This is a genomic window from Nocardia sp. NPDC055050 (assembly GCF_053608345.1).
Window position 1 is genome coordinate 16,666 of the sequence record NZ_JBSGVG010000033.1, and the last position, 13,349, is coordinate 30,014.

The window sequence follows — 13,349 nt, forward strand, 5'->3', positions numbered from 1 at the left end:
GCCGCCGGGGCTACTGTGATGCTGTCCGGGTCAGCACCACCAGCGGTAGCGGCTTGTCGACCTTGGCCTGATATTCGGCCAGCAAGGAGTTCTCCGCCAGTGCCCATGCCGCGAACTCGTCGTAGCGCTCGCCGGTGAGTACGTCGGCCGTCGCCGCGAACTTCTCGCCGCCCAGTTCGATCGTCACCCGTGGGTCGGCCTTGGCGTTGTGATACCAGGCCGGGTACCGATCCTCGATGAACGAGCTCACATACATCAGGTCACCGCGATACAGCGCGCCGAGCGGAACCACATGCGGCTTACCGCTTTTGGCGCCCGTCGTCGTCAGCAACAGCAGGGTGGCGCCCGCGTAGTCGCCCCCGACCCGACCCTGGTTCTCCCGGAACTCCGTGATGACCCCGTCGTTCCAGCCCGCCATCTCCTCCTCGGAGAACTCCTTGTTCCAGGGAGCATCCGGGTCGTCATAGGAAGTGGTCTGCTTCGCGTCCGTCGCGTCGTTGTCCATGCTCGCAGTGTGGCACCGGCCACCGACAACTTCCGTCCGTCGACCGGCTGTCACCGCTACGTGGTCTGCACGGTGATCCGGTAGCCGAGGGTGAGTCCTTTGCCGATGTGCGCGGCTCCGCCCAGATGCAGCCATCGGTCGGTGCCGCCGCGTGGATCGGCCAGATAGGCCGCGCGGACGTAGTCGACACCGGCGGGAAACCCGCCGGCAGCCGAGGACACGGTGCTCATGACATACGCCTCGGCCCACACCTGGGGTTCGGGCTCGTTGCCCGGCAGGGGCGCGACGTGCGGGACGAACGCGCCGAACTCGTCGGCCGGTGCTCGATGGGACTGCAGGAATCGGCCCGTCATGGCGAGTCGCACGATGCCGCTGTAGACGGTGCAGACCGGGGTCAGCCGCAACGGCGGGGCGGGCTGGATATCGCACTGCAATTCGCTCATAGGTGCAGTGTGCACTTCGGTCAGGTCGGGGGACGGAGGGCGGCGAACTCGTCGGTTACTCGCAGGCCGGAGTCGGTGAAGCGGTAGAGCGCCGCGGGACGGCCGCCTGCCCGGCCGGACGGGGCGGTGTCGCCGGTGGGGGTGATCACCTTGCGGCGGGTGAGGACTCGCTGGAGATTGGTGGTGTCCACGTCGTATCCGAGTGCGGCGCAATAGATTTCGCGCAGGGTCGACATGGTGAAAGTGTCGGGGGCCAGGGCGTAGGCGATGTTGGTGTAGGAGAGTTTGGCGGCCAGGCGGGTGCGGGCGTGGTCGACGACGGTGCGATGGTCGAAGGACATGTCGGGCAGATTCGAGACCGGGTGCCAGGTGGTGTCGGACGGGAGTTCGGGTTCGGTGGTGAGGGGGACCAGGCCGAGGTAGGCCGAGGCGATGCGACGCGGGGCGGGGACGCGGTCGGGGTTGCTGAACACCGACACCTGCTCGAGGTGGTGCAGGTCGCGCACGTCGACCTTCTCGGCGAGCTGGCGCCGGGCGGAGGTGTCGAGGTCCTCGTCGTCGCGCAGGCGGCCGCCGGGTAGTGACCACGTGCCTTTCTGTGGATCGAGCGCGCGTTCCCACAGCAGAACCGCCAACTCCGGGTGCTTGGCGCCTCTACCTGCGGAAATGCTCGACGGGAAGCGGCGAACCTGGAACACCGCGGTGAGCGATTCGTGGATGGTGTTACTATGGGGCACGTTTTCGATTGTAAGTCGAAAACCTGGTTTGGTGCGAATCGCGGCGGTGGAGCCGCTCGCACGATGAAGGGAGCCACCATGGCGACGACGACTGCACAGCGGACGCTGATGGATTCGGTCTTCGACGGACCCACCGGTTACGCGGGTGTCGAAGCGACGCCGGAATGGGCGCAGGAGGTGCGCCGTCTGGCGCGCGAACGTAATGCGACCATCCTCGCGCACAACTACCAGCTGCCCGAGATCCAGGACGTGGCCGACCACGTCGGCGACTCGCTGGCCCTGTCACGCATCGCGGCCGAGGCCGAAGAGGGCACCATCGTGTTCTGCGGCGTGCACTTCATGGCGGAGACGGCCAAGATCCTCAGCCCGGCCAAGACCGTGCTCATCCCGGACCAGCGCGCCGGCTGCTCGCTGGCCGACTCGATCTCCGCCGACGAACTACGCGCCTGGAAAGCCGAGCACCCCGACGCGATGGTGGTGTCGTATGTGAACACCACCGCCGAGGTGAAGGCACTCACCGACATCTGCTGCACCTCCTCCAACGCCGTCGACGTGGTCGACTCGATCGACCCCGACCGTGAGGTGCTGTTCCTGCCGGACCAGTTCCTCGGCGCGCACGTCAAGCGGGAGACCAAGCGCGAGAACATGCACATCTGGGCGGGCGAGTGCCACGTGCACGCGGGTATCAACGGCGACGAGCTCACCGAGCAGGCCCGCACCCACCCCGATGCCGAGCTGTTCGTGCACCCGGAGTGCGGTTGCGCCACCTCGGCGCTGTATCTGGCCGGCGAGGGCGCGTTCCCGGCCGAGCGGGTGCACATCCTGTCGACCGGCGGGATGATCGACGCGGCCAAGGCGTCGCACTCCAACCAGGTGCTGGTGGCGACCGAGATCGGCATGCTGCACCAGCTGCGCAAGGCGGCGCCCGGGATCGACTTCCAGGCCGTCAACGATCGCGCGTCCTGCAAGTACATGAAGATGATCACCCCGGCGGCGCTGCTGCGCTGCCTGGTCGAGGGCGCCGACGAGGTGCACGTCGACCTGGCGATGGCCGAGGCCGGTCGCGCCTCGGTGCAGCGGATGATCGCCATCGGCAACTCCGGCGGTGGCGAGTGACCGGCACCGTGCGGCCGAGCCGGTAACGACCATGACGGTTCCTGTTTCGTGGGAGGCCGAGGTCGACCTGGTCGTCATCGGCGGCGGCGTCGCCGGGCTCACGGCCGCGCGCACGGCCTCGTTGCGTGGGCTGCGGGTGCTCATCCTGAGCAAGGGCGGTCCGACCGACACCTCGACCCAATACGCGCAAGGCGGCATCGCGGTCGTCGCACCGCTCGGTGATTCGGTCGACTCGCACGTGCGCGACACGGTCGAGGCCGGCGCCGGGTTGTGCGAGGTCGACGCGGTGCGTTCGATCGTCGAGGGTGGACAGGCCGCGGTCGCGGCGCTGACCGACCTCGGCGCGGTGTTCGACCTCGGTCGGGACGGCCAGATCTCGCGTACCCGCGAGGGCGGGCACAGCACGCGCCGCATCATCCACGCCGGTGGGGACGCGACCGGGGCCGAGGTGCAGCGCGCGCTCAACGCGGCGGGATTGCCTGTGCTGTTCGGCGCCGCCGCGCTGCGCGTGGTGACCGGCGCCGAGGGCGTGCAGGGTGTGATCGCGGTGTCGGACAACGGGTTCGGCGTCGTGCACACGCCCGCAGTGCTGCTGGCGACCGGCGGTCTGGGGCAGCTCTACGCGCTGAGTACGAATCCGCCGGGGGCGACCGGTGACGGTGTGGCGCTGGCATTGTGGGCCGGGGCCGCCGTGGCCGATCTCGAATTCGTGCAGTTCCATCCGACGGTGCTCTACACGCCCGGCGGAGTGGGCAGGCGACCGCTGATCAGCGAAGCGGTGCGCGGCGAAGGCGCGATACTCGTCGACTCCCACGGGAACTCGGTGACAGCCGGGCATCCACGTGGTGATCTGGCTCCTCGCGATGTGGTGTCGCGGGCGATCGCCGAGCGGATGCGGGCGCTCGGAACCGACCATGTCTTCCTCGACGCCCGCGCCATCGAAGGGTTCGCCCAGCGATTCCCGACCATCACCGCCTCGTGCCTGGCGGCGGGGATCGACCCTGCGGCGCAACTGATTCCGGTCGCGCCTGCCGCGCACTACCAGTGCGGTGGTGTTCTCACCGACACGCACGGGCGGACCGGTGTCGCCGGGCTCTACGCGGCGGGCGAGGTCGCCAGGACCGGGCTGCACGGTGCCAACCGGTTGGCCTCCAACAGCTTGCTCGAAGGGCTCGTGGTGGGTGAGCGGGCCGGTGCGGCGGCGGCCGAGCGGGTCGGGGTTCGCGCTCGGGTCGAGGAGATCTCCTCGTGGACAGTGGAATTCGCCGACCGATCGGTGGTGCAGCAGGCGATGACCGCGCATGCCTCCGTCGTGCGTGACGGCGACGGACTCGCGCGGGCACGCAGGCGGATCGACGGTGCGATGTCGGCAGTGTCGTCGCTCGACTCGGCTTCTGCTGATTCACCGGCAGCGGCACAGCAACTGCGCCGGATCGAGGACGCGGCGCTCACCTTGACCGCGCGTGCGCTGCTCGGTGCGGCGGCGGCGCGTACCGAGAGCCGAGGGTGCCACACGCGTGCGGAGTCGCCGGGCGCGGTCGAGGATCAGCGGCACAGCACGGTGATTCGGCTCCGGCCGGAGGGCACGCTCGAACTGTCCACCGTGCCCGCGGAATGCGGTTCGGTGCCCCTCGGCGTGCGTTGACCAGCGACGTTCCCGGCCGAGTTCACTCGGATCGGGCGGGTCGCAGCTGGAAATCACAGTCGGACAAGCAATATCGGTGGAGTGGTGACCTGCTCCGCCGCTTCGACCGAGGCGCACTGTGCGCCCGAGAATTAGGAGTGCGGTGATGGCTTTGGACGCCACTCTGGACCGTGACGAGCTGCTGACGCTGATCGGCAACGCCCTCGACGAGGACCTGCGCTACGGGCCCGACGTCACCACGATCGCCACCGTTGCCGAAGACGCGGTGAGCAAAGCCTCGGTCGTCTCGCGCCAGCACGGCACCGTCGCGGGCCTGGACGTCGGGCTGCTCGTGCTCGACGAGGTCCTCGGCGCGGGCACCTACGAGATCACCGCGCGGGTCGCCGACGGCACCCGGGTGGAGCCCGGCACCTCGGTGCTGAGCATCGTCGCCCCCACCCGCGGCCTGCTCACCGCCGAACGAACCATGCTCAACCTGGTGTGCCACCTGTCGGGCATCGCCACCGCCACCGCCGCCTGGGTCGACGCCGTCGACGGCACCGGATGCGAGATCCGCGACAGCCGCAAGACGCTGCCCGGCCTGCGCGCTCTGCAGAAGTACGCGGTCCGCGTCGGCGGCGGCGTCAACCACCGCATGGGGCTGGGCGATGCCGCCCTCATCAAGGACAACCACGTGGTGGCCGCCGGTTCGGTCGTCAACGCCCTGCGCGCGGTCCGCGCACTGGCACCCGACATCGCGTGCGAGGTGGAGGTCGACAGCCTCGAACAACTCGACGCTGTCCTCGCCGAAAACGTCGAACTCGTCCTGCTGGACAACTTCCCCCTCTGGCAGACCCAGGCCGCCGTCCAGCGCCGCGATGCCGCGGCCCCCGCGACGAAACTCGAGTCCTCCGGCGGACTTTCACTCGACCAAGCCGCCGAATACGCGGGCACCGGCGTCGACTACCTCGCCATCGGCGCCCTCACCCACTCGGTCCGCGTACTCGATCTCGGCCTGGATATGTGAGGTCATCTCGAAGCGACGTAGACCTGCGGACCGGCTCTCGTGGTCGGTCGACAGCTCAGGTCTGTGCCCAGGGGCTGCGGTCGGCAGCCGCATGCCACCAAGCCGGTGGTGACGGGTGTGTCGGCTGCGCGTCCGGTTGGTCGGGATGCAGGCCCAGGGGGGGCGCAGGGCCGCGCTACGGATGGCGATACCGACCGCGCAACCGACGCGGCCATCGGCATGCCGGGCTCGCATGAGGTCGACGCGGATGTCGTCGGCGGAGAAGGGCATCCAGTCGATTCCGCGGTCGCGCAGTCAACCGCGCAGGGCGCTGATCGGTCGCGGCGCGCCCTCGGTGGCCTCGTAGGTCATCAGCCGAATCCATTCGGGCTCTTCAGCATTCACCTGACCATTGTGACGGACTCGCCGGGCGAAATGTGGCGGCGGGACAGACCCAGATCCGCCGGTGATCGGTTCGGTGCCGAGTGGCAATGTCGAAGCGATGGGATCACCAGAATATTCAGGCACGTAACGAAATTCGGTGCCACCATCGGCGGTCCTGCCGAGCGCGGCAGCGAGACGACCGGACTTGTAGACGTCCGCGCTGCTGACCCTGCGCAACGCGCCGAAATCCGTCACGGCGTCACCGTCAGCGTTAGTCCCAGTGCGCCGGCCACTGCTGTGACCGTTCCGATGCTGGTCGAACCTCGACCGTGTTCGATGTCGCGAATCGTGCGCGTGGACGTAGCCGCGACTTCGGCAAGCTCCTCCTGAGTCAGGTGGTGGCGGCGACGCTCCGTTCGGATCTTTCCGCCGATGTCTTTCAGTACATCCATGAACACACCTCCAATCGGCAGGATATTGCCGAATTTATCCCGATTGGTCGGAAGCATACGCCTGTCCTGATCAGATCGGCAATATTCTGCCGATCAACGTCATTTCGCCACACTTTGACCACGGGCGGCACCGTATCGGCAGGATATTGCCGAAATTGTTGCCGCTAGGCGGTGAGTTCGCGTTGTAAGGGGGTCCGGAAGCGGGGGATGGCGCGGATGTCGCCGAACCAGGTTGTGGTGCGGTCTATTTCGGCGTCGATCAGCTTCTGGGTTCGGGGGTCCACGTCTTCGAGGAGGCGGGTGACCACTTCGCCGTTGGGGCGTTGGGCCCAGCCGCCTACTATGCGGCCGTCGGCCCAGATGGAGGGGCCGATATTGCCGTTGGTGTCGAAGAGGGCAGGGGCGTGGGGGCCGAGGAACCAGTCCCGGGATTGCCAGCCCATGGGGGTGGGGTCCAGGGCGGGGAGCAGGGCTGCCCAGGGTTCGGGGGTGGGGACGGGGGTGAGGTCGTCGGCGAGGATCAGGCCGGGGGTGCCGTCGAGGTCTACGTCGACTGTGTCGACTTCGGCCAGGGCCTTCCGGACTTCACCGAGGGTCCAGCCGGTCCACCATTTCAGGTCGGTGATCGGGGCCGGGCCGAAGGCGTACAACCACTGCCGTACCAGTTCGACGCGGGCCTCGGCGGCGGACAGCGGTGAAAACCCCTGGGGTAGCCAGGTTTCCACGGGGGCCCAGGTGTACTGGCTGCTGGTCCAGCTGCCGTTCGGGCGGCCGCGCACTATCCGGCCCTCCGCGCCGAGCACCACCAGTACCCAGGTGGTGATGCTCGTCGGTTTGGAATAGGACTTTCCGGGGGCGGTGTCGATCTGGGTGCGCAGCCGTGGCACATCTTTGCTCAGCTGGACACCGGTCGCCGCGCCACGGGTCAGCAGCGCCGCGTGCGTCTCGGCTTCGACCTCGGCCAGCCACGTCGAGATGTCACCGTCGACGACGCCCGCCTGCTCGATGAAGCGGCCGTAGGTGCGGCGTTGCTTGTGGGCCAGCGCATCGCAGGTGGATGCCTGCAGAACCGGGAGCAACTCGGTCGGCGCGACGAACATCGTGCGGCGCATGGCCAGCATGCGAAGCAGGGCCCGGTCGTCGTAGAGCGCCTTCTCGACATCGGCGGGAGTGAGATCGATGCCCCGAGCACCGACCGACAGGTACACCGTTGCCGGATCGGTGGCGTGCAGAACCACCATCGAACGGGCGATGTCCACGGGGTCGGTCGAACGCGCCGACGGCGCGAGGCGATGCCTGGTGGCCACTCGGGCGCGACGCTGCGCGGTATCGATCGAGAGCATGAGCGGATCGTAGGCGGGGGCACCGACAATCGCGGGGCAAGCCCGGTTCCGTGGGCGGTGACAGCCCAACCGGGTTACGTCGGCGGTGGTGCTCAGGCGAGACCGTCGAGGAACGCCGCGGCCTCGCGACGGGAGCCCAGCCGGACGAAGGTGAGATACCGGAATGCTGGATCATGCTGTGCCGCAAGGTAGCTCGCCCGGTTCTTCGCATGGGTCGTCCAGGCCCACATGATCACCGATCGTGCCGGGTCGAGCGAGATCATCTCGCGCCAGCGCTCCCGGTTGCTGTTCCACAGCTCGCGCCCGGTCAGCGCCCGGCCCACCGTCCGGCCGACGATCTGGCGCATGACCAGCGACCGTGGCAGATCGAACCAGGCCACCGTATCGGCACGTCGCCACACCAGATCGCCGAGTTTGCCCCGGTAGTTGCCGTCGACCACCCAGGCATCCCCGGCGATCCGCTCGGCGACCGCGGCCTGGAATTCGGGCGCGGCCATCGGTGTCCAGTTCGGCTGATGGTGGATCGAGTCGAGCTCGATGTGCGGGATGTCGAGCCGGTGCGAGATCTGGCGGGCCAGCGTGCTCTTGCCCGATCCCGAAGTCCCCACCACCACGATTCGTCGCCTCACGGCCACCACGACATTATCCACGCCGGTTCGGCCTGGAACCACGGGTTATTCGGCCCGCCACGCGCGGACGAGGTCGAGGAGGCCGGGGAATCGGGCGTCGAGGTCGGCTACCCGGACCTGGCTGCGGCGTTCGAGGCCGTAGCGGTGCTGACGGGTGATGCCCGCTTCGCGGAGGGCGCGGAAGTGGTGGGTGAGGGTCGACTTGGGGCGGTCGATGCCGAACCAGCCGCAGGGGCGGTCGAGGTCGGGGGATTCGGTGAGCAGCTTCTGCACGATGCCGAGGCGGAGCGGATCGCTGAGTGCGCCGAGGACGACATCGAGGCGCAGGTCGGCGCGCGGTGGCTCGGGAAGTCGTTCGGCTTCGGTCGTTGCCTGCATGGGACACCTTCAGGTCGGGGCTTGTACGAATCTTATCGTACTGAGTATGTTCGACTTCTGTCGTACTGGTACGAGATAAGTCGAACTAAGGAGTGGGCATGACGATCCAGGCAGCGGCGCCACGGGTGCGCGATGGGGCGATCTGGGCGGCAGCGTGGCCGGTCCTCGCGGTGTTCGCGCTCTCGAACGCCGCCACGCCGCTCTACGTCGTGTGGCAGCGGGAGATGGGATTCTCCTCGGGCACGCTCACCCTCGTCTTCGCCTGCTACATCGCGGGATTGCTCGGGGCGCTGACCGTCGCCGGCGTGGTCTCCGATCGGGTGGGGCGTAAGCCGGTGCTGCTACCCGCGATCGTGCTGGCGATGGTGGCCTGCGTGCTGTTCGCCTGCGCCGGTTCGGTTCTCGTGCTCGCGCTGGCGCGATTGCTCACCGGCGTCGCGGTGGGCTGTGCGGTCTCGGCGGGAATGGCGGCGGTGACCGATATCGCGGGCCGAGAGCGCTCGGCGAAAGGCGCGTTGGCGGCTTCGGTGGCCATGGTGCTGGGTGCCGGTCTCGGTCCGCTGCTGGCCGGGGTCTTGTCGGAGGCCGCGCCCGGTGCGACCGTGACCGTGTTCGTGGTCGAAATCGCGCTACTGGCAGTGGCTTTCGTCGTGGTGTCGCGGCTGGATCTGCCGAGCGGTGTGGGCGGGCGCGGTCCGTGGATCCGAGTGCCCGCGGTACCGGCGCGGGGCAGGACGGCGGTGCTGCTCGGGATTGTCGCCTTCGCCCCCGGCATCACGGCCACGTCCTTCATCCTGTCGCTGGGCCCGTCGGTTCTCGGGATGCTCGGATCGGCGAATCGGGTCGTGGCGGGTGCGCTCGCCTTCGTGATGTTCCTGGCCGCGACGGGGATCCAGTTCACGGTGCGGCGCAGGAGTATTCGCGTGATCCTGCTCGCCAGCTCGGTGGCGACGGTGGGGAGTGCGGTCGCGCTGATCGGCGCGGTCGCGACGGCGGCGGTGCCGGTGTTCGGTATCGCCGCGGTGCTGGCCGGGATGGGGCAGGGGCTCGGGCAACTCGGCGGTTTGACCGCGATCGGATCGGCAGTGCCGCCGGATCGGTTGGCCGAGGCCAACGCCGCGCAGAACGTGGGCGGTTATCTCCCCGCCGCGGTGTTGCCGCTGGCGACCGGTTTTCTCGGCGATGCGGCGGGGTTGGCCACGGCCACCACGGTATTCGCGATCGTTGTCGCGGCCGCCGCCGCAGCGGGCGCCACCTTCGCGCTGCGCCGAGGTGCGGAAGTGGATCGTGGGACCACACAGCGGTGAGCGCCACCCGCGTAGTGTCCATTTTGTACAGACTGCCCGGTTGTCGATTTCGTCACCGGCCGTGAATCTCGTTGCTATCGTCCGCTCATGAACGCAGCGCCACCGGTTGTCACTGCGGCTGAGCTGGGGGTGGACGACGAGGAGCGGCCCGCGCGGGTGCTCTCCGGATTCCCCGGTCGGCTGGTCGGCGGCGTCGCGCTCGGGCTCGCGCTGCTGTCGGTGTGGCAGGTGTTTCGGCCGCTGGCGCAGGGCAGCCAGTACTACCTGGTCATCTTTCTGGCTGTCGCGCTGCCGCTGGTGTATCTGAGCTATCGGTCGTGGTGGGGTCCGCTCGATCGGGCCGACGGACCATCCGTGCTCGACTGGGTACTGGCGGCGATCACCCTGGTGGTGTGTCTGTATCCGGTGCTGCCGATTCGAATCGGTGACGCGGGTGGGGGATACGACGCGTTTCTCGATCGGCAAGGGATGCTCGCGCCGCTCGATGTCGTGATGGGCGGGTTGCTGCTGGTGCTCGTGCTCGAGGCGTGCAGACGCACCACCGGGGTGATCCTGCCGGTGGTGTGTCTGGTGTTCCTCGGGTACGGGTACTACGGCGGTCTGCTGCCGCAGGACTGGTCGATCGCGCACGCGGGCCTCGACGTCGATCAGATCGTCGACGCGCTGTACAACTCCGGCAGCGGCTTCTACGGCACGCCCCTCGACGTCGCCGCCAGTTACATCGTGTTGTTCACGCTCTACGGAGCGGTACTCGAATTCTCCGGTGCGGCACGGTTCTTCGTCGATCTGTCGGTGTCACTGTTCCGGCGCTCGCACAGCGCGGCAGGGCGCACGGCAGTGGCGTCGGGATTCCTGCTCGGGACCGTCTCGGGCTCGGGAACCGCGACCGCGGTGAGCACCGGCGCGGTGACCTGGCCGATTCTGCGTAAGGCCGGCTACCGGCCCGAACAGGCGGGCGGGATGCTGGCGGCGGCGGGCGTCGGTGCGATTCTGTCGCCGCCCACGCTGGGTGTGGCGGCATTCATCGTCGCCGAATATCTCGACGTGTCGTATGTGACGGTGCTGGGGTGGGCCCTGATCCCGACGCTGCTGTACTACCTGGGCATCCTGCTGTCGGTCGAGATCGACGCCCGCCGGATCCACGCGGACGGGCGCGCGCCCGTGGATCTGGCCGACGGTCCGCTGCCGACGCCGTGGTGGAAGCTGCTGGGGCGCTTCGGGTATCACTTCTCGTCGCTGATCGTGATCGTCGTGCTCTTGCTGGCCGACGTGAGCGCGACCCGCGCGGTGGTGTACGCGACGGCGCTCGCGCTGCTGCTCGCGATCCCGGACCGGATGCTGCGCAGTGCCGCGGTGACCGATGCGGCCTCGGCCACCGATCTCACGAAAACGCCCGCTGAACAGAGCACGACGGAATCAGTTGAGGGCGGCTCGGTGCGAGCGGAGGGGCACCGCTGGTCACGCAAGAGCGTGGGGCAGTTCGTGATCGAAGCCTTGCGCTCGCTGTCGTACGGGATGCGCTCGGCGCTGCCGGTGGTCGCGGTGTGTGCGGCGGCGGGCGTGATCACCGCGATGACCACCAAGACCGGCCTCGGTGCGCAACTGGCCGCGCTGCTGGTCAAGGCCGGATCGGCGCTGTCGGACGATCCCGCCGTCGTGCTGGCGACCACCGCGGTGCTGGCGGCGATCGCGTTGTCGCTGCTGGGTCTGGCGGTCCCGGTGACGGCGTCGTTCGTCATCGGCTGGGTGATCATCGGGCCCGCGCTGCTCGACCTGCACGTCGCCGCACCCGCCGCCGCCATGTTCGTCTTCTACTTCTCGGTGCTCTCGGAGGTGACGCCGCCGACCGCGCTGGCCGCCGTCGGCGCGGCCGCGGTGACCGGGGCGAAGGCGATGCCGACGATGTGGCACGCCCTGCGGTACGCGCTGCCCGCGTTCCTGGTGCCGCTGATGTTCGTGCTCACCGACTCCGGGGAGCATCTGCTCGGCCGCGGTGCGGTGCTCGACGTGCTGTGGGTCAGCGCGGCAGCCTGCGTCGGCGTCGCGGCGCTGGCGGCGGCAACCGGCGGGTGGCTGTTCGGAATCGGCGCGATCGGCCCGATTCCGCGCGTCATCGCCGCCGCCGCGGGACTGATTCTGCTGTACCCGAATCCGGTCGCCACCGGGCTCGGACTCGGGGTGCTGGTCGTCGCCGTGCTGGCGGGCCTTCTCGACCGGGCGAACAGAACATCCACGGACACACCGTGATCCGCGGGAATCGGCAGGCGGCCTGGCCGTCGACGGAAGGGGACCTGATGGTCAGAACAATTGTCGCGGTGGTCGCGGCCGCCGCGTTACTCACCGGCTGCGGTGGCCGGCAGGACACCCCGACCGCCGACGCGGGCGGCGAGGTGACCTGTGCAGTGAAGCAGGACACCAGGATCGGCATCGCCACCGGAAACGCGACCGGCGTGTACTTCGCGCTCGGCAACGCCTACGCCGAGCAGATCTCCGCCGCCACCGGCGGGACCGTGAAGGCCACCGCGGCCGAGACCGGCGCCTCCGTACAGAACATCCAGCAGGTGGTCGGCGGCACCTATCAGGTCGGCTTCTCGCTCGCCGACTCCGCGGCCGACGCGGTCGCGGGCACGGGCAGCTTCACCAGCGCGCAGCCGATCCGCGCGCTGGCTCGGCTCTACGACAACTACACCCAGGTCATCGTGCGCACCGACGCCGGCATCAACTCCCTCGCCGACCTGCGCGGCAAACGGGTCTCCACCGGCTCACCCAAATCGGGAACCGAGGTGATCGCCCAGCGCGTGCTGCAAGCCGCGGGGCTCAACCCCGACAGCGACGTCGCCGCCCAGCGCCTCGACCTGACCAAGACCGTCGACGGTCTCAAGGACGGCTCCATCGACGCGATGTTCTGGTCCGGTGGCCTGCCGACGCCGGGCATCACCGACCTGTTCACCACCGCCGAGGACAAGGTCCGCTTCCTCGACATCACCGGTGTGCTGCCGAAACTGAAGCAGATCAACCCGGTCTACGAGACGGGCTCGATCCCGGCCGCCACCTATGGGCTGCCCGCCGACGCGCCGACCATCGTGGTGCCCAACCTGCTCGTGGTGCGCGACGATCTCGACGCGAACCTGGCCTGCGTGCTGACCAAGACGCTGCTGGATCGCAAACCTCAACTGGAACAGGCGAATCCGGCAGCCAAGGGAATCAACGCCGACACCGCGAGCAAGACGGCGCCGGTGTTGTTGCATCGCGGGTCGGAGGTCGCGCTGCGCTGACGTCACCACGAACGGATCCACGCCGACACGTGGGTTCCGGCGGTCCCCGCAACCCCTGCACTGTGGGGGCCGCGGGGACCGTGCCGTGTCGGCGTGGGAACGCGCGACGATGTGCTGGACCCCCGTCCACCGGTGGCGGACAATCGCGAC

Annotated in this window: 14 protein-coding genes; 6 read left to right on the top strand and 8 right to left on the bottom strand. The window is 68.8% G+C overall.

Annotated elements, in window-relative coordinates; translation table 11 throughout:
- Nucleotides 1-10: 10 nt before the first annotated feature.
- The 3 genes from ACWGCN_RS27105 to ACWGCN_RS27115 are packed head-to-tail and all read right to left on the bottom strand — an operon-like array spanning nt 11 to nt 1,685.
- On the bottom strand, nt 11-505 hold the full coding sequence (locus ACWGCN_RS27105) for a nitroreductase/quinone reductase family protein (protein WP_387448939.1): 495 nt from the start codon (nt 503-505) through the stop codon (nt 11-13).
- Nucleotides 506-561: 56 nt separating this feature from the next.
- Entirely contained in the window at nt 562-948 is a 387-nt protein-coding gene (locus ACWGCN_RS27110) for a hypothetical protein (protein WP_452458192.1), read from the bottom strand.
- A gap of 20 nt (nt 949-968) precedes the next feature.
- The gene (locus tag ACWGCN_RS27115) at nt 969-1,685 is read right to left on the bottom strand and encodes an NUDIX hydrolase (RefSeq protein ID WP_378995765.1); all 717 of its coding nucleotides are present in this window, start codon (nt 1,683-1,685) and stop codon (nt 969-971) included.
- Between the two features lie 78 nt (nt 1,686-1,763).
- On the opposite strand from ACWGCN_RS27115, the gene nadA reads away from it, so the two are divergent.
- From nadA to nadC, 3 genes are all read left to right on the top strand, one after another.
- The gene (nadA, locus tag ACWGCN_RS27120) at nt 1,764-2,801 is read left to right on the top strand and encodes a quinolinate synthase NadA (protein ID WP_378661043.1); all 1,038 of its coding nucleotides are present in this window, start codon (nt 1,764-1,766) and stop codon (nt 2,799-2,801) included.
- A 31-nt stretch (nt 2,802-2,832) separates the two neighbouring features.
- The gene (locus ACWGCN_RS27125; protein WP_452458191.1) at nt 2,833-4,446 is read left to right on the top strand and encodes an L-aspartate oxidase; all 1,614 of its coding nucleotides are present in this window, start codon (nt 2,833-2,835) and stop codon (nt 4,444-4,446) included.
- A gap of 145 nt (nt 4,447-4,591) precedes the next feature.
- Nucleotides 4,592-5,452 carry a carboxylating nicotinate-nucleotide diphosphorylase gene (nadC, locus tag ACWGCN_RS27130; protein ID WP_378995760.1) on the top strand — a complete coding sequence of 287 codons (861 nt, stop codon included), beginning with the start codon at nt 4,592-4,594 and terminating at the stop codon, nt 5,450-5,452.
- Between the two features lie 294 nt (nt 5,453-5,746).
- Here nadC and ACWGCN_RS27135 read toward each other — a convergent pair whose 3' ends face one another.
- The 5 genes from ACWGCN_RS27135 to ACWGCN_RS27155 all read right to left on the bottom strand — a co-directional run bounded on the left by ACWGCN_RS27135 (nt 5,747) and on the right by ACWGCN_RS27155 (nt 8,617).
- Nucleotides 5,747-6,070 carry a hypothetical protein gene (locus ACWGCN_RS27135; RefSeq protein ID WP_452458190.1) on the bottom strand — a complete coding sequence of 108 codons (324 nt, stop codon included), beginning with the start codon at nt 6,068-6,070 and terminating at the stop codon, nt 5,747-5,749.
- A complete protein-coding gene (locus tag ACWGCN_RS27140; protein ID WP_452458189.1) occupies nt 6,067-6,324 on the bottom strand; it encodes a helix-turn-helix domain-containing protein in 258 nt (85 codons plus the stop codon). The genes ACWGCN_RS27135 and ACWGCN_RS27140 overlap by 4 nt, the downstream gene beginning before the upstream one ends.
- Nucleotides 6,325-6,431: 107 nt before the next feature.
- A complete protein-coding gene (locus ACWGCN_RS27145) occupies nt 6,432-7,610 on the bottom strand; it encodes a winged helix DNA-binding domain-containing protein (protein WP_452458188.1) in 1,179 nt (392 codons plus the stop codon).
- Between the two features lie 92 nt (nt 7,611-7,702).
- Complete coding sequence (locus ACWGCN_RS27150; protein ID WP_452458187.1) at nt 7,703-8,239, bottom strand: hypothetical protein; 537 nt, start codon at nt 8,237-8,239, stop codon at nt 7,703-7,705.
- A gap of 45 nt (nt 8,240-8,284) precedes the next feature.
- Entirely contained in the window at nt 8,285-8,617 is a 333-nt protein-coding gene (locus tag ACWGCN_RS27155) for an ArsR/SmtB family transcription factor (RefSeq protein WP_378995750.1), read from the bottom strand.
- Between the two features lie 98 nt (nt 8,618-8,715).
- On the opposite strand from ACWGCN_RS27155, the gene ACWGCN_RS27160 reads away from it, so the two are divergent.
- From ACWGCN_RS27160 to ACWGCN_RS27170, 3 genes are all read left to right on the top strand, one after another.
- Nucleotides 8,716-9,924, top strand: a complete 1,209-nt coding sequence (locus ACWGCN_RS27160) for an MFS transporter (protein WP_452458186.1) — start codon at nt 8,716-8,718, stop codon at nt 9,922-9,924.
- 87 nt (nt 9,925-10,011) lie between these two features.
- Nucleotides 10,012-12,171 (top strand): TRAP transporter permease, encoded by a 2,160-nt coding sequence (locus tag ACWGCN_RS27165; protein ID WP_452458185.1) that lies wholly within the window; start codon nt 10,012-10,014, stop codon nt 12,169-12,171.
- A gap of 47 nt (nt 12,172-12,218) precedes the next feature.
- On the top strand, nt 12,219-13,199 hold the full coding sequence (locus ACWGCN_RS27170) for a TAXI family TRAP transporter solute-binding subunit (protein ID WP_379314102.1): 981 nt from the start codon (nt 12,219-12,221) through the stop codon (nt 13,197-13,199).
- Nucleotides 13,200-13,349 lie beyond the last annotated feature (150 nt).